General features: G+C 38.1%; 15 protein-coding genes and 2 tRNA genes. 12 read left to right on the forward strand and 5 right to left on the reverse strand.

The genetic code is table 11. The annotated features are described in order from the left end of the window. Window positions 1-34 precede the first annotated feature (34 nt). Complete coding sequence (locus LGB01_03100; protein ID MCB4753202.1) at window positions 35-1,258, reverse strand: ABC transporter permease; 1,224 nt, start codon at window positions 1,256-1,258, stop codon at window positions 35-37. Further along, on the reverse strand, window positions 1,258-3,882 hold the full coding sequence (gene secA / locus LGB01_03105) for a preprotein translocase subunit SecA (GenBank protein MCB4753203.1): 2,625 nt from the start codon (window positions 3,880-3,882) through the stop codon (window positions 1,258-1,260). The genes LGB01_03100 and secA overlap by 1 nt, the downstream gene beginning before the upstream one ends. A gap of 179 nt (window positions 3,883-4,061) precedes the next feature. Between secA and lolA the strand changes: the two genes are divergently transcribed. The 3 genes from lolA to LGB01_03120 all read left to right on the forward strand — a co-directional run bounded on the left by lolA (window position 4,062) and on the right by LGB01_03120 (window position 6,751). Beyond that, window positions 4,062-4,586, forward strand: a complete 525-nt coding sequence (lolA, locus tag LGB01_03110; protein MCB4753204.1) for a LolA-like outer membrane lipoprotein chaperone — start codon at window positions 4,062-4,064, stop codon at window positions 4,584-4,586. 98 nt (window positions 4,587-4,684) lie between these two features. Beyond that, on the forward strand, window positions 4,685-5,038 hold the full coding sequence (gene arsC / locus LGB01_03115; protein ID MCB4753205.1) for an arsenate reductase (glutaredoxin): 354 nt from the start codon (window positions 4,685-4,687) through the stop codon (window positions 5,036-5,038). A 114-nt stretch (window positions 5,039-5,152) separates the two neighbouring features. Next, window positions 5,153-6,751 carry an ATP-binding cassette domain-containing protein gene (locus LGB01_03120; protein ID MCB4753206.1) on the forward strand — a complete coding sequence of 533 codons (1,599 nt, stop codon included), beginning with the start codon at window positions 5,153-5,155 and terminating at the stop codon, window positions 6,749-6,751. Between the two features lie 24 nt (window positions 6,752-6,775). On the opposite strand, the gene LGB01_03125 is transcribed toward LGB01_03120, so the two are convergent. Next, entirely contained in the window at window positions 6,776-7,516 is a 741-nt protein-coding gene (locus tag LGB01_03125; GenBank protein ID MCB4753207.1) for a YebC/PmpR family DNA-binding transcriptional regulator, read from the reverse strand. Between the two features lie 267 nt (window positions 7,517-7,783). Here LGB01_03125 and LGB01_03130 point away from each other — a divergent pair, with 267 nt between their 5' ends. The 9 genes from LGB01_03130 to galE all read left to right on the forward strand — a co-directional run bounded on the left by LGB01_03130 (window position 7,784) and on the right by galE (window position 16,198). Continuing rightward, on the forward strand, window positions 7,784-8,104 hold the full coding sequence (locus LGB01_03130; GenBank protein MCB4753208.1) for a thioredoxin family protein: 321 nt from the start codon (window positions 7,784-7,786) through the stop codon (window positions 8,102-8,104). Between the two features lie 167 nt (window positions 8,105-8,271). Further along, window positions 8,272-10,764, forward strand: coding sequence for a DNA gyrase subunit A (gene gyrA, locus LGB01_03135; GenBank protein MCB4753209.1), 2,493 nt, complete (start codon window positions 8,272-8,274; stop codon window positions 10,762-10,764). A gap of 42 nt (window positions 10,765-10,806) precedes the next feature. Next, window positions 10,807-11,847, forward strand: coding sequence for an aspartate-semialdehyde dehydrogenase (locus LGB01_03140; protein ID MCB4753210.1), 1,041 nt, complete (start codon window positions 10,807-10,809; stop codon window positions 11,845-11,847). Next, on the forward strand, window positions 11,848-12,420 hold the full coding sequence (locus LGB01_03145) for a YqhA family protein (protein MCB4753211.1): 573 nt from the start codon (window positions 11,848-11,850) through the stop codon (window positions 12,418-12,420). Then, complete coding sequence (gene hemE, locus LGB01_03150) at window positions 12,420-13,469, forward strand: uroporphyrinogen decarboxylase (protein MCB4753212.1); 1,050 nt, start codon at window positions 12,420-12,422, stop codon at window positions 13,467-13,469. Before LGB01_03145 ends, hemE begins: the two co-directional genes overlap by 1 nt. Further along, on the forward strand, window positions 13,470-14,393 hold the full coding sequence (locus LGB01_03155) for a radical SAM protein (GenBank protein MCB4753213.1): 924 nt from the start codon (window positions 13,470-13,472) through the stop codon (window positions 14,391-14,393). Window positions 14,394-14,439: 46 nt separating this feature from the next. Next, a tRNA-Asn gene (locus LGB01_03160) sits at window positions 14,440-14,514 on the forward strand. Window positions 14,515-14,528: 14 nt separating this feature from the next. Continuing rightward, window positions 14,529-14,605, forward strand: a tRNA-Arg gene (locus LGB01_03165). A gap of 582 nt (window positions 14,606-15,187) precedes the next feature. After that, complete coding sequence (gene galE, locus LGB01_03170) at window positions 15,188-16,198, forward strand: UDP-glucose 4-epimerase GalE (protein MCB4753214.1); 1,011 nt, start codon at window positions 15,188-15,190, stop codon at window positions 16,196-16,198. 64 nt (window positions 16,199-16,262) lie between these two features. Here galE and LGB01_03175 read toward each other — a convergent pair whose 3' ends face one another. Together LGB01_03175 and LGB01_03180 are read right to left on the reverse strand one after the other, a co-directional pair. Further along, window positions 16,263-16,586, reverse strand: coding sequence for a divalent-cation tolerance protein CutA (locus LGB01_03175; GenBank protein ID MCB4753215.1), 324 nt, complete (start codon window positions 16,584-16,586; stop codon window positions 16,263-16,265). Next, window positions 16,573-17,031 carry a low molecular weight phosphotyrosine protein phosphatase gene (locus tag LGB01_03180; GenBank protein ID MCB4753216.1) on the reverse strand — a complete coding sequence of 153 codons (459 nt, stop codon included), beginning with the start codon at window positions 17,029-17,031 and terminating at the stop codon, window positions 16,573-16,575. The genes LGB01_03175 and LGB01_03180 overlap by 14 nt, the downstream gene beginning before the upstream one ends. Between the last annotated feature and the right edge of the window lie 150 nt (window positions 17,032-17,181).

The following is a 17,181-nucleotide window of genomic DNA, read 5'->3' on the forward strand; positions in this document are numbered from 1 at the left end:
CTTCTCTATTTAAATTAGATCATACTAAAAGGGATTATTCATTCCGAAGTACTGTCAGGGGATCTGTTTGAGAGGCCTTTTTGGCAGGGTAGTGTGATGAGAGTATAATGATAATCGATGTACCAATGATAATAAAGAGAAAGTCATGTGTTGCTAGATTGACAGGTAGTCTACTGGTACCATAAACATCTGCAGGCATTGAGATAATATCAAAAGTTTTTAATATCCAGATACCAAGTGTGCCTAATAGTGTACCTGTAAGCATACCAGTACTGCCTATGATGAGCCCAAGCTGGAAAAAGATTGCTCTAATCTCTTTTTGGGTAGCTCCAAGTGTACGCATGAGGGCAATCTCGTTACGTCGGCTCATTACTGTCATAAGCAGAGAGGAGATAATATTCAATGAAGCAACAAGAATGATAAGAAGTAGCACAAGAAAAAGTGCTTGCTTTTCCATTTCCATAGCAGAGAAGAAATTTCCATTTTGCTGCCACCACCCCTCTATAATCACATTATCAGGAAGTATTTTCTTAATTTCCTTAATATCATTCATGGGATCTTCTGTGTAGATATGAAGCCCATCATAAACTCCTTTTTTGCGTTTGAGAAGTTTTTCAAAGGCTTGAAGTGTAGTATACATAATTGCCTTGTCGTAAGACTTAAGCCCAGAATCAAATATACCATCGACTATAAAACGTTTCTGCAATGGCATAGTCCCAAAACCAATTGCCTCCTGTTCAGAGAAATAGATGGTTACTTTGCTACCTTTTGGTGCATCCATTTCATAAGAGAGAGAATCACCTATAATAATTCTAAATTTTTCTACTCCACTCCCTTGTTGCCCCTTCCTAAAGACAGAATTGATAGCACTTTCTTGATTAAAGTTGATACCATAAAGTAGGGATCCCTGTACTACTCCAGCATTTTTGGTGATAACTTGAGTGGTATAATAGGGACTAAGTTTTAAATGAGGAAAGGTTTGGATAAGCGTTTGGGTGAGATTATTATCAATTACACCTTCTGTTAGCGGAAGTATAGTGAGTGGATAGTTCATAATAAAAAGGCGCTTCTTCCACTCTTTTTCAGTACCATTCATAATTCCCATAGCAATCATGAGTACCATGACACCCATTGCAATTCCAAGAAAAGCAAGAATACCTGCAATAAAAATAAATGGATTTTCTTTGTCGTATTTGAGGTAGTGCCTGACAATTCGTCTGACAAAATTCTTATCAGGTGAAGAGAGAGACTTTGGCATTATGCCAACAGACCTTTTTTGGGTCCACTCTTTCCACAACAGTTCTTGTATTTTTGACCAGAACCACAAGGGCATGGATTATTTCTTTTTGGTTTTTTTGTACCAATGGCTGGCTTGGATTTATTGTTCTCTTCATTAAAGGGGTGACTCAATGTAGTATCTACCACTTCACTTTCAAGCTCTTCTTTTATTTGTTCAATGGCTGCCTCTTCTTCTTCAGGGGACTTAAAATCAAATTGTACTAAGTGTAGGGTTTTGACAGCCTCATATTTGATACGTTGTACGAGATCGGTAAAGAGCCTGTAGCTATCTTGTTTGTATTCTGTTAATGGATCTTTTTGATTGTATCCACGTAGTCCAATACCAGTCTTGAGTACATCCATTTCATAGAGATGATCTCTCCACTGTGGGTCAAGTACTTGAAGATAGAGAATGCATTCAATCTCTTTGCGCTGTCTAGGTTCAATTTGGCTCATCTTCTCTTCATAGAGTTCTACCATCATTATATCAATCATTTCAGCAATCTCATCAGCCTCTTTATCCTTAAAGTGTTCTGCTTCTACCTCTATGAGTAACTCTTCACGAATGAGTGCAATTAGTTTGTCAAGATTATAATCTTCTCTTGGCATCCCCTCAATAATATTGGACATATCAAGTAAATATTCTATATATTCTCGACGATTTTCTTTGATTTTTGCACCAATGTTAAATTCTGGGTCAAGTAATTGGTTACGGAAGGCGTAAATTGCCTTACGTTGATGGTTGGCAACATCATCATACTCAAGGATATGCTTGCGTGACTCATAGTGTTGGTTCTCTACCTTTTTTTGTGCTTTTTCAACTGAACGTGTAACAATCTTGGAGTCAATATATTCTCCCTCTTTAACGCCAAGACGGTTCATAATATTGCGTATTTTTTCTCCACCAAAGATACGTAGAAGATTATCATCAAGGCTAAGGAAAAACTGGCTTTCTCCTGGGTCACCTTGACGACCCGAACGTCCTCGTAATTGATTATCGATACGGCGTGATTCGTGACGCTCTGTACCAATAATGGCAAGTCCATCTAATTCTCTAACTTCATTGTCAATCTTGATATCAACTCCACGTCCAGCCATATTGGTTGCAACAGTTACTGCACCTTTCTGTCCTGCATTCTTAATAATTTCTGCCTCTTGAAAATGATTCTTGGCATTGAGAATATTATGTGGAATCTCCTCTTTTTTAAGACGCTCATGAATCATCTCAGACTTCTCAATAGAAGCAGTACCAATAAGTACAGGTTGCCCTCTGTCATGATATTCTTTAATTTTTTGTACTACGGCATTGAGTTTTTCACGTTCAGAGTTGTAGATAAGATCATTTTTATCTATGCGTCGTACTGGAACATTGGTTGGGATAGAGATAACTTCCAGTTCATAAATTTGACTAAATTCGGTTGCTTCAGTTTGTGCTGTACCGGTCATGCCGGCAAGCTTGTCATAAAGACGGAAATAATTTTGATAGGTAATCTCTGCAAGTGTTTGTGACTCCTCTTGTATCTGGACGCCCTCTTTTGCCTCAAGTGCCTGATGCAGTCCTTCAGAGTAGCGACGTCCCTCAGAGAGACGTCCTGTAAATTCATCAACAATGATAATCTCACCATCTTGCATAACATAGTCAACATCTTTCTCAAAAAGATAGTGAGCCTTGAGTGCTTGATCGAGGTGATGGGAGAGGGCAGCATTTTCAAGAGAATAGAGATTGTCTACTTCAAAGAGATCTTGTGCCTTCTGAAGACCTTGTTCGGTCATAATGATAGTACGGTTTTTCTCATCAACAACAAAATCACCAGTCATGATCTTATCTTCGCCTGGTTTAGCAGGAAGTTCTTCACCTCTTTCCATCTGTTTGGCAATTTCATTTGCCTTAGCATAATGATTGTGATCACGCTGTGTTGGGCCAGAAATAATGAGTGGTGTTCTTGCTTCATCAATGAGGATAGAATCAACTTCATCTACAATGGCATAGTTGTGCTTGCGTTGTACTTTCTCTTCAGCACGTACCTTCATGTTATCACGCAGGTAGTCAAAGCCATACTCATTATTGGTACCATAGGTAATATCGGCATCGTATTGTGCCTTACGTTCTGTCTCATCATAAATATCGGAGACAACACACCCAACTGTATATCCAAGAAACTTATAGAGGACACCCATCTCTTCGGAGTCACGTTTAGCAAGGTAGTCATTTACGGTGACCACATGTACCCCTTTACCTGTCATGGCATTAAGAATGACTGCAAGGGTTGCAACAAGAGTCTTTCCTTCACCGGTTTTCATCTCAGCAATATTGCCATCATGCAGAACCATGCCTCCAACCATCTGGACATCATAATGTCTTAGTCCAAGAGTTCGTTTACTTGCTTCACGTGTAATTGCAAAGGAGTCGTAGAGTACTTCATCTGGTGTTTTTTCTCCACTATTTACAGATTCTCTAATGGTATCAAAAGCTATCTTGAGCTCTTCATCACTCATTGGGCTATAGGTACCTTCAAGGTCATTGATATGTTTGACTTTTTTGAGGTAGTTTTTGACAATTCTATCATTTTGTGTGCCAAACACTTTAAGTAGATTTTTGATCATTGTGGCATTGCCTATCTTGTAATTTTATGTAAAAGTGCGATAATTTTATCTAAAAAGTGATTAATGCTCCGTTAAGAGGATGAACGCATTGCTCCCCTACTTTTCCGTAATATTTGCAAGCTTAAGGCTAAACACCTTGCAAGTATTTTTAAGATATATTCTCCAAATAAAGGAAAAAAATGAAATTACTGTGGATAACACTTATGGGTGTAGTAGTGATGTGGGCAAACACAATCATGTTACCTGAACATTTTAAGGCAGCATTTGTTCAGACAATTACGAATCCAAAACAGAAAGTTATTCACTACAAGGGAAGTGTAGTCTACAGTGAGAATAATTTATTTAAGTGGTCTTATGTGGAGCCTACAAAAAAAGAGGTGTGCACCAATGGGAAAGAGATACTTGTGGTTGATCATGATCTTGAACAAATCTCTGTTTACCAGATTGATAAGGGTTTTGACTTGATGCAGATACTCAAAAGTGCCAGACTCTATAAAAAGCATATTTATGTGACACAGTATGAAGGAAAAAATTATACGATTAAGCTTAACAACAAAGGACAGTTGCAGAGTGTGCTCTATTATGATGACTTAGACAACAAGGTTCAGATACTCTTTACTAAAATGAAATATGGCAAAGGAAAGTTACCAGCTTTAGTCATAAGATGTAGCTATTCGGCAGACTATGATATTATTAAAGGATAGCAATACCTTTTGAGGTACCTGCGCAAGACACCATAGCTATAATCTTAATTTTAATATAGACAGGATAGGCTTCCAAAAAAGATAAAAAAGGATTATCTATGAACAAAATCACTATTTGGCACAATCCTCGATGCAGCAAGTCAAGAAATGCGGTTAACCTTCTTGAAGAGAAAGGCATAGAAGCGGAAGTAATTCAATATCTTGATACACCACCAAGTAAAGAGGAGATTAAAAAGGTATTAAAAATACTAAATATCTCTGCACAAGAACTTATGCGAAATAAAGAGACAATCTATAAAGAGCTAGGTTTAAAAGATATAAAAGATGAGGAGAGACTCATTGAAATGATGGCAAAGTACCCCAAGTTAATAGAGCGTCCCATCGTCATTAAGGGTGGCAAAGCAGCAATTGGACGACCAATAGAAAAGATTATTGAGCTACTTGATTCGTAATGGTGACAATAGGTATGGTTAGAGTGTACTATCATTCCTCAATTATTGTCTTTAATCACTTTTAATACATTATGATAGAATGCCACAAAATTATATGATACAAAGGAGACTGTGATGCTCAGTACAGTCAATCTAACACAACGCTACGGAAAACGTGTACTTTTTGATAAGATAAATCTTACTCTTGATGTGGGTAAGCGTTATGGACTTATTGGTGCCAATGGTGCAGGAAAATCTACTTTTATGAAGATTCTTGCTGGAGAGATTGAACCAAGTGAAGGTGAGGTGCAATTACAGCCTGGGCTCAAGCTAGGGATGCTTAGCCAAAATCAGTATGCATTTGAGGATTTTACACTTAAAGATGCGGTACTATATGGTAACAAAAAGCTCTATGATGCCCAAAAAGAGAAAGAGAAACTCTATATGGAGGGTGATTTCGAATCAGACAAGGTCAATAATCGCTTAGCAGAGCTGGAGATGATTTGTGCTGATGAGGACCCTACCTATGAGAGTGATGTGAAGATAGAGAAGCTCTTAGCTATGCTCGGTTTCTCAGCCAAACAGCACAATGATTTGATGAGCTCTCTTACTGGTGGCGATAAGTTCAAGATTTTATTGGCACAGGTACTTTTCCTTAAGCCTGATGTACTCCTGTTAGATGAGCCAACTAATAACCTCGATATGGAAACGATTGCATGGCTTGAAGAGGAGCTTAAGCGACATGAGGGGACATTGGTAGTTATTTCGCATGATAGACACTTTCTTAATGGTGTGGTTACACATATTCTTGACCTTGACTTCCAGACCATTCGTGGATTTACTGGAAACTATGATGAGTGGTATATTGCTGCTAACCTTATAGCCAAACAGGCTGAAGTAGACAGAAATAAAGCACTCAAAGAGAAAGAGGAGCTTGAAAAATTTATTGCCCGATTTTCTGCCAATGCCTCTAAAGCAAAACAGGCAACTTCTCGACAGAAGCAACTCGATAAGCTTGATGTAGAGGAGATAAAGCTCTCTTCTAGGCGTGATCCCTCTGTGATGTTTCGTCCACATCGTGATATTGGGAATGAGGTGCTAGAAACGATCAAGCTTTCAAAAAGCTATGAAGATATCAAGGTATTTGAAAATATTAGTTTTAAAGTCAATAAAGGTGACAAGATTGCGTTAATTGGTGCTAATGGAGCAGGAAAGACTACACTACTTGAGATACTTATGAACAACCTAGAGTCCGATAGTGGGAGTTATAGCTGGGGACAGACTATCACAACAAGTTACTTTCCACAGAATACAACTGATGTGGTTGTTGGTGATATGGAGTTGCCACAGTGGATACAGGGCTTTAATCCTAAGTGGCACATTGACGATATTCGTAAGACGTTAGGACGTATGCTTTTTAGTGGCGAAGAGCAGAAGAAGAAGATTGATGCCTGTTCAGGAGGAGAGAAGCATCGTGTTATGATGAGTAAAATGATGATGGATTCTGCCAATTTCCTTGTGATGGATGAGCCTAATAACCATCTTGATCTTGAAGCAATTGTAGCACTTGGTGAAGCATTGCATAGTTATCAGGGTGGTGCCATTGTTGTTTCACATGACCGTGAGCTTATCGATGCTTTTGCTAATCGTATTATTAAGCTTAATGAGGATGGTACAGTGATAGACTTTGAAGGGGATTATGAAGAGTTTGTAAAGAAGCATGGAAATGATTAATCATTTCCATGCATAGATGATGTATTAGCTTATATTGGTATACACTGTTTGCACATCATCATCCTCTTCAAGCTTCTCGATGAGTGCCTCTATCTCCTCAAGTTGCTCATCATTAAGGTCAATAGGCGTATTGGCAATATACTCTAGTGCCGACTTCTTTGGTTCGATATTTCTCTCTTCAAATGCTTTGCCCATTTCACCAAATGAGGTAAACTCGGCATAAATACGTAAAATAGGTTTATCATCCCCATTCTCTTGTGGTTCAACATCTTCTTCTATCTCCTCTAAACCGTAATCTATGAGTTCAAGTTCAAGTTCTTCGATATCCATGCCCTCTATTTTATCTATAACAAAGACTGATTTTCTAGTAAACATATAGTTGAGTGATCCGGATGTAAGCACTTCAGCACTATTTTTACGGAGAATGGCTTTGACGTTAGCAATGGTACGGGTGCTATTGTCAGTAGCACACTCAATGATCATTTGTACACCATACGAGGCCTTGACATCATAGGTAATTTCTTTGATATCTGCAATATCTTTATTGAAAGCACGTTTTATTGCAGCTTCAATATTATCCTTTGGCATATTCTGTGCTTTAGCATTGAGGATGGCAGTACGTAGCTTGGAGTTCATCTCAGGATCAGGACTCCCTCCCTCTTTGGCTGCCATGGTGATGACCTTTCCCAGTTTGGGAAATAGGCGGGACATGGTGCCCCATCGTTTCATTTTTGCTGCTTTACGGTATTCGAACGCTCGTCCCATTACATCTCCTCTCCAATAAAATAGATTATTGAGTGTATTGTACCCTTTTGATGATGAGAAATGAGTGATAGGGAACAAATAGCAGACCTATCTAATCAATTGATACAATATAGTTTTAAGCAATTAGATTATTATGGAAGTTCTATGAAATAGAACAAAAAATATAATACTTTTGTTATACTCCACGAAAAAAGATACAGGTAACGTGTATGGACATAAAAGATAAAAAGTATTGGATATACAGATATAGATTTAAAGAGATCAAAAATGATACTTAGAGAACTACAAAATATAATACAAGAAGAGTGTGGCGTACTTCTCTATTTTTCTGGCAAGAACTGTAGTGTTTGTCATGCACTTAGACCAAAATTCAAGGAACTATTTGACAAAGAGTTTCCACTAGTCAGGCAGATATATCTTGATGCCCACGATAACCCTAAAATCTCTGTACACTTTCAGGTCTTCAGTGTACCAACGATAATTGTCTTTCTAGATAGCCATGAGTTTGTTCGTGAGGGAAGAGCAGTGAGCTTGTACGGAATGGCTAAGCAGCTGAAACGACCGTATGACATGATGACAGAAGTATAGCAAAGACCCAAAATAAGCTATTTTATATAAAATATTATGTTAATCAATAATTCCTGTTTTGTAAAAAAATCTCTATAAACCGCCCTAAAACCCAAAATAAGCCCTTTTGCCTTTTTCTTAATATACATTTAGATAAAATCATGAGACTTTTTAAAAAGGAAAATAAAATGGCTAATTTGTTTGAAAATAGTCACAATACTGAAGAGGTATTGATTGAGGAGAGTATCAGGTCAAGCTATCTTGACTATTCTATGAGCGTTATTATTGGACGCGCACTCCCTGATGCACGTGATGGGCTCAAGCCAGTCCATAGACGTATTTTATACGCGATGAATGACCTAAATCTTTCACACCGTGCCCCATACAAGAAATCAGCACGTATTGTTGGGGATGTGATCGGTAAGTATCATCCCCATGGTGATAACGCAGTCTATGATGCACTTGTGCGTATGGCACAAAACTTTTCTATGCAGTCACCACTCATTGATGGGCAAGGAAACTTTGGTTCTATTGATGGTGATAATGCTGCTGCAATGCGTTATACTGAAGCACGTATGACAAAGATAGCCGAGGAGTTACTAGGTGACATTGAGAAGGATACGGTTGATTTTGTGCCTAACTATGATGATTCTATGGTTGAACCAGATGTACTACCTTCTCGTGTACCCAATCTGTTACTGAATGGTTCGAGTGGTATTGCTGTTGGTATGGCAACCAATATTCCTCCGCACCGTCTAGATGAACTGATTGATGCCTTGGTGCTTCGTATTCAAAACCCTAAAGCAACAATCGAGGATATGATGAAGATTGTTCAAGGACCTGACTTCCCAACAGGTGGTATTATCTTTGGGCGCAAGGGAATTACTGATGCCTATACCACAGGACGTGGACGTATCAAGGTAAGAGCCAAAACGCATATTGAGCAAAAGGGGAACAAAGAGATTATTATTATCGATGAGCTTCCTTTTCAGGTCAATAAAGCAAGGCTCATTGAAAATATTGCCCAACTGGTACGCGATAAACATATCGAAGGTATCAGTGAAATTCGTGATGAGTCTGACCGTGAAGGTATCCGTGTGGTACTTGAACTTAAACGTGATGCAATGAGTGAGATTGTTCTTAATAATCTTTTTAAAAGTACACAGATGCAAGTGACTTTTGGGATTATTATGCTTGCTATTAACAATAAAGAACCTAAAGTCTTTAATTTGATGGAGCTTTTTGACCTCTTCCTTAATCACCGCAAAACAGTTGTTATTAGACGTACTATTTTTGACCTCGAGAAAGCCAGAGCCAGAGCACACATACTTGAAGGCTTAAAGATTGCAGTGGACAATATTGATGAGGTAATCAAAATTATCCGTAGCTCTTCTGATGATGAGGATGCACGTAGTAATCTTATGGAGCGATTTAAACTTTCCGAGATCCAAGCAAAAGCAATCCTTGAGATGCGTTTACGTCGCCTGACTGGTCTAGAGATTGAGAAGATTGAAAATGAACTTTCTGAGCTACTCAAGAAGATTGCAAAGCTTGAGAGTATTCTCAAGAGTGAAGCAAAGATTAACACTATTATTCGTAAAGAATTGATAGAGATAGGAGAGAAATTTACAACCCCAAGACGTACTGAAATTGTAGACGACTATGATGACATCGATATTGAAGATCTTATTCCAAATGAGCCAATGGTTGTGACTATTACCCATAGGGGGTACATTAAGCGTGTGCCAGTTAAACTCTATGAGAAGCAACACAGAGGTGGTAAAGGTAAAACGGCAGTAACAACCTATGATGATGACTTTATTGAGAGCTTCTTTACCTCTAATACGCACGATACACTTATGTTTGTTACCAATAAAGGACAACTCTATTGGTTAAAGGTTTACCGTATTCCTGAGGGCTCTAGAACTGCCAAAGGTAAAGCAGTGGTTAACTTAATTAATCTTCAGCCTGAAGAGAAGATTATGGCAATCATTCCGACAACGGACTTTAATGAGAGCAAATCGTTAGTCTTCTTTACAAAGAATGGAATTGTTAAACGTACTAATCTTAGTGAATACTCCAATATTCGAAGTAATGGAGTGCGTGCCATTAACCTTGATGAGAATGATGAGCTTGTGACAGCTAAAATTGTTACACCTGAAATCAAATGGCTCTTTGCAGCAACAAAGAAAGGACTCTGTATTCGGTTTAAGGTTGAAGATGCCAGAGAGATTGGACGTGTCGCACGTGGTGTTACCGCAATTAAGTTTAAGATTAGTAATGATTATGTTTGTGGTGCAACAACCATCAAGAGTGAAGAGGATGAACTTCTAATGCTCTCTGAAAAAGGACTTGGAAAGCGTACAACTGCCAGTGAATATCGTGAGCAAAATCGTGCAGGTAAGGGGGTTATCTCTATGAAGCTAACACCTAAAACTGGTGATGTGGTTGGCGTAGTTATGGTTGAAGAGGATAAAGATTTGATGTGTTTAACTTCTGTGGGTAAGATGATTCGTGTTGATATGGAGCAGATTAGAAAAGCAGGACGAAATACATCAGGTGTCAAAATTGTGACTGTTCAGAAAAAAGATATTGTTGTCTCTGTAGCAAAATGTCAAAAAGCAGAGAAGCCACAAGAGTTTTCTGAGAATGAGCATACAAACGAAGATGAAGTGTTGTAATCAAGTATCAAATTTTAAAAAAATAATATAGGACTCTTTATAGTGAAAGAAAAATATAATATAGCGGTTGTCGGTGCTTCAGGTGCTGTAGGTGAAGAACTTTTTAATGTACTTGGAGAGGTTAATTTCCCTATCGATAATCTTTTACCATTGGCGAGTGCTAACTCGGTTGGTATTAAAGTAGAGTGTCAGGGAAAAACCTACAAGATAGAAGAGTTAACTGAAACAGTTTTTGAAGGACGCAATATTGATATTGCTTTTTTTAGTGCAGGAGGGAGTATTTCGGCAGACTATGCTAAGTATGCGGTTGAAGCAGGAGCTGTGGTTATAGATAACACTTCACACTTTCGTATGGATCCCGATGTACCTTTGGTTGTTCCTGAAGTAAATCCAGAAGATATTGAACTGTGGGAAGACACTGGCATTATTGCCAACCCAAACTGCTCAACAATCCAGATGGTGCAATTACTCAAACCTCTACATGATCTTTATGGCATTAAGCGGGTCGATGTCAGTACATATCAGGCAGTTTCTGGTGCAGGAAAGGCAGGCATGGAAGAGCTGGTAAAGCAGATGCAGGACTTCTTTGCCTTTAGGCTTAATGATTCTGAAATTAAGGCATTTTCACACCAAATTGCACTCAATGTTATCCCTCAAATAGATGTTCCGCAATTAAATGGCTATACCAAAGAGGAGATGAAGATGGTTAATGAGACTAATAAGATCATGCATACAGACTTTGCTGTTTCGGCAACCTGTGTACGTGTTCCTGTGTTGCGTTCACACTCTGAGTCAATTACCGTTACCTTCAAAGAAGGTGTAGATGTGAGTGTGGAAGAGGCCAAAGAAGTATTGGAAAACTTTGAAAATGTTAAAGTTATAGATGATCTTACAAACAGTGAATACCCTATGCCAATTATTGCAACCGATACTGACCACACCTATGTTGGTCGTATCCGTAAAGATATTTTTGCGGAAAATATCCTCCATATGTGGGGTGTGGCAGATCAAGTACGCGTAGGTGCGGCAACTAATGCTGTGCGTATTGCACAGAAATGGATTAAGCTTCAGGAGGATATATAGATGAAAGAGAAGACCCATGCAGACAAGAAACAGCTTCAGGAAGATTTATTGAGCCAAAGTTGGTATGAAAGCACCTTTGAAAATATACTTTGGAGTACACGTTTTTTTGTACTGCTTGCAGTTATTTTTAGTATGATTGGAGGCATATCACTTTTTATTGTAGCGAGTATTGATGTATGGCATGTGGCAGTAATGGTTTTTGAAAACTATTTTGGTCACGCTGTACATGTAAGCCATTTTCATGAAAAAATTGTAACTGAACTTATCGGTGCAGTTGATCTCTATTTGATAGCAATCGTACTTTTTATTTTTGGCTTTGGACTCTATGAACTTTTTATCTCTCAAATTGATGTAGCAAAAAAAAGTGCTGCATCTAAAATACTAGAGATACATTCTCTTGATGAGCTTAAAGATAAACTTGCTAAAGTAATTATTATGGTACTTATTGTTGGTTTCTTTAAGCGGGCAATGAATACAACCTACACTGAACCGCTAGAGATGCTTTATCTTGCCAGTGCAATACTTGGTCTTGCGCTTTCATTTTATTTTATGCACAAAGGAGACAATCACTGATGTCAAAAATATTTGTAGACGCCTGTCTGGGTAAAGAGACTCCATATACGCCAGTATGGATGATGAGACAGGCAGGGCGTTACTTGCCTGAATATATGGCAGTACGTACAGAGGCAGGCAGTTTTCTTGATTTGTGCCACAACCCAAAAAAGGCAGCAGCAGTAACCATTCAGCCTCTTGATATCATTGGTGTTGATGCAGCAATTCTTTTCTCAGATATCTTGGTTGTTCCTGATGAGATGGGAATGGATCTAAGTTTTGTTAAAGGAGAAGGTCCAAAATTCTCAGACCCTATTAGGGATCAAGAAGATCTTGACAGGCTTACCGGTGGCGAAGAGGCAGCAGACAAACTACTCTATGTGTATGAGACTATTAGGCTACTCAGAGAGCAACTCGATGGGCGTGGTGACGAGAAAGCACTCATTGGCTTTACTGGTGCACCGTGGACACTGGCAACCTATATGATTGAGGGGAAAGGGACAAAGACTTATGATGTTTGTAAAAAGATGATGTACTCCAATCCTAAATTGCTTCACAGTATCCTTGCTAAAGTGACAGAAGTGGTCAAGTATTATATGCTTAAACAGATTGAATCAGGTATTGATGTAGTACAGATATTTGACAGTTGGGCAGCAGCAATAGAGCCAAGCAAGTATGACGAGTTTAGCTGGAAATATATGGTAGAAATTGCCAATTTCCTTAAAGAAAAACATCCTGAAGTACCTATTATCATGTTCCCCAAAGGGATCACTGCGTTTATTGAACGTGGATTGGTTTATGGTAATTTTGATGTAATGGGTATTGATTGGGGAACCCCGATGACAATGGCAAAAGAGAAACTTGGAGACAAATATGTGCTTCAAGGAAATATGGAACCTTGTCGTCTCTACTCAAAAGAGGCTACTACAGAATGTGTTGAAGCCATACAGGATATCATGGGAGGCAAGCGCCATATTTTTAACCTTGGACATGGCATACTCCCAGATGTTCCAGTAGAAAATGCAATACATTTTATTAAAGAATGCCAGAGGATAAGTGGTAGAAATTAGATGCCAAATATTATCTTTGGTCCCATCTCTTCCCGTCGATTTGGAAAATCCCTTGGTGTTGACCTAAGTCCAGGAAAGAAACAATGTAATTTTGATTGTCTTTATTGTGAACTTAGTCCTGCCAAAACAATGGTACAACAAGATGAAGTACTTTCGGTAGAAGAGATTATTGCTTCTATCAAGAAAGGACTTGAAGGGCATGAAGACATTGATGTTTTAACTGTCACTGCCAATGGAGAACCAACGCTCTATCCAAATATTTCTGAGCTCATTGACGCAATCAATAAGATTAAAGGTAATACAAAAACGCTTATTCTTTCCAATGCTTCAACCATCAATAGTTCTAAAGTGCAAGAGGCATTACTAAAATTTGATGAAGTAAAACTATCACTCGATTGTGCAACACAAAAGTGTCTTAAGAAGCTTGATCGCTCTCATAGCGGTATCGATGTTGAGCATATCAAGTTGGGAATGTTAACATTTAAAGACAAGTATCATGGATCGATGATTATAGAGATACTTGTAGTGAAAGATTTGAATGATTCCAAAGCAGAGATAGAGCAATTAAATAACTATCTGATGAAATTACGCCCTGCACGCATTGATATTGGTACTGTAGATCGTCCTCCAGCATTTGATGTTAAGTCAGTTAGCTATAAGGAACTATTGTCCATTAGTCACCTTTTTGATGCATCACTACCAATTCATATTGTTTCTCGAAAAAAAGCAGAAGTCAACCCCTCTACCTATACACAAGAGGAGATACTTCAGACCCTTTCAATGCGCCCTTTAACAGAAGAAGATATATGTGTATTATTTGACGAAGAGAGCCAGAAGAGGTTTGAGATATTAAAATCTGAAGGAAGGGTCATTTCTGTCAATATAGTCGGGGTAATTTTTTACAAAAAGGCTTTAGAGCCTTGACTTTAAAGGACTTTTTCTCTATAATCCCATTCACAAATTCGATTGTTCCGGCATAGCTCAGCGGTAGAGTAGATGACTGTTAATCATTTGGTCCCAGGTTCGAATCCTGGTGCCGGAGCCACTTTTTATGTAGATGCACTCGTAGCTCAGCTGGATAGAGCACCCGCCTTCTAAGCGGGCGGTCTCAGGTTCGAATCCTGACGGGTGTACCACCTTTTATTGTTGTTAAGATAATCACCAGTTCAAAGTGTAACGGTATCTGTTACTACCAAATATGGTATCCAATAGACTTGGTAATTTTCGATATGTGCGATTTGGTATTCCTACAAGTGATCACTATATCTTGCATATTATTAGTAGCTCAATGGTAGTGCAGGTGCCCTCTGTTTATCAAATAGCACCCTCATTTAAAAAGTTATAATCTTTATCAGTTTTATTCTGGATCTCTATAATATGCAGGTTGGAGACTATTTTGAACAGGAGAGAACTTATCTACTAGTCTTAGGAAACCATGAGAATCCTGTGGATACAATATATACTGTTACTATTTACAACATTAGTCTACCATAATTCTTTTTGATAAGGTTTGTTTGCCATATCCTACTTAGAGATAAGCCATAAAAATATTTATAGATGTATTAGTTTATTCTTATCTTTATAGATAAAATAATCAATTAAAATGAATATAAAAATAGTTATTTTTAAAAATAGATACATTATTTCTTTGTTAGCTTTCAATATAACCTAGGTTTACTTAATATAAAATACTATAGTTGAATATATAGGAGTTTAGAATGAATATTTTAGTGACTGGAGGTGCTGGATATATTGGATCACATACCTCACTCCTTCTTTTGGAAGCTGGACATAAAGTGATTGTCCTTGATAATTTCAGTAACTCATCTAGTGAAAGTATTAAGAGAGTAGAGGAGATTACTGGAAAACCTATTGTACTCGTAGAGGGCGACATAAGGAACCAAAATGAGCTTGAAGTACTCTTCTCTTCTTATGAGATTGATATTGTAATTCACTTTGCTGGGCTTAAGGCAGTGGGTGAGTCCGTTGAAAAACCAATGAAGTATTATGAGACAAATGTTTATGGTACAGTACAGTTGTGCAAAGTGATGGCAGAGCATGGGTGTCGATCTATTGTATTTAGTTCATCTGCAACGGTTTATGGTGATCCTCATTCAGTTCCTATTAAAGAAGATTTTTCATTACATCCTACCAACCCCTATGGTAGAACCAAACTGATGATTGAAGAGATGCTACGCGATCTATATATTTCAGACAATCAGTGGAAGGTGATACTGCTTCGCTACTTTAATCCAGTAGGAGCACATGAGTCTGGTAAAATAGGTGAAGATCCAAATGATATCCCCAACAACTTAATGCCCCTTATTGCTCAGACTGCAGTAGGTAAACGTGAAAAAATTTCTATATTTGGAAATGACTACAATACGCATGATGGTACAGGAGTACGGGACTATATTCATGTGATGGATTTGTCAGAAGGACACCTTAAGGCACTTGAAAAGATTGGTAATATGAATGGTGTTCTCACCATTAATTTAGGAACTGGACGAGGGTATTCTGTATTTGATATGGTTAAAACTTTTGAAAAAGTATCTGGAAAAGAGATACCTTATGTTATTGCACCAAGACGCAGTGGAGATATTGCCCAATGCTATGCTGACCCAAGTTATGCAAAAGAGGTACTTGGCTGGGAGGCAGAAAAAGGCATTGAAGAGATGTGTGAAGATACTTGGCGGTGGCAAAGTATGAATCCAAGAGGGTATCATTAAATTAGATGCCTAGCCCGATTTCATAAGTCTATTGCTTACCTTTTTTGTAGCTATTTATATAAGTTCAGTTTTTGGTTTCCCCATCAATCCACCGCAAGTAATCTGGCTTGGCATCATCTATAATAAACATTAGTATTTCAGGAACATCATAGGTGTGGATTTTTTCTATTGTTTCTTTAATCTCTGCAAAGAGTGAAACGTTTGTTTTGATTTCAAGGCGTATCTCTTTGCTTGTAATGATTTTGCCTTTCCATCGATAAGAACTCTCAATAGATGAGACCTGTACACAAGATACAAGTTTTTCTTGTAGTAGGGTTTGTGTAATCAGATCTGCATTCTCTTGATTGTCTGTGGTTGTTGTGACCATACAGTAGTTAGATGCACCCATGTTCCACCTTTTCAATCAAGTCTTTTACGGCAGTTTCAATCATATTGTAAACCTTTTCAAAACCTTCAAATCCATTAAAAAAATAGGGATCTGGCACATCCTCCCCTCCGTGACTACCAAAATCACCAAGTAGGTAGATATTTTGAAACCCCATTATTTCTAGATCATTTCGGTTCTGTTTATCTAGGGCAACAATATAATCAAATTTGTACTGGTCACTTTGCGTGACAGGTCTTGATCTTTGTGATGAGATATCAATATTGTGCTGTTGTGCTACTTCAATAGAGTGTTTGCAAGGTGCCTCACCTTTATGCCACTCACTGGTTCCTGCAGAGTCAATTTCAATTGTTTTTTGAGATTTCTGAATAAGATAGTGATGGGCAATTCCCTCAGCAAGTGGACTGCGACAAATATTTCCAAGACAGACAAATAAGATACGCTTCATCCCGCCCCCTCTTAGTTCAATTAAGGTATTTTAGTATAATTTATCCTAAAAAAGAGAGAATACTGGAGAAACATAAATAATGGTCTAGCCCCCTCTGTTGACTGTCCTTAAACGTTGCTCTCATTTATTACTAAAAACAGGTACAATCAT

The sequence above is a fragment of the Sulfurovum sp. genome (assembly GCA_020525365.1).
Classification (GTDB): Bacteria; Campylobacterota; Campylobacteria; order Campylobacterales; family Sulfurovaceae; genus Sulfurovum.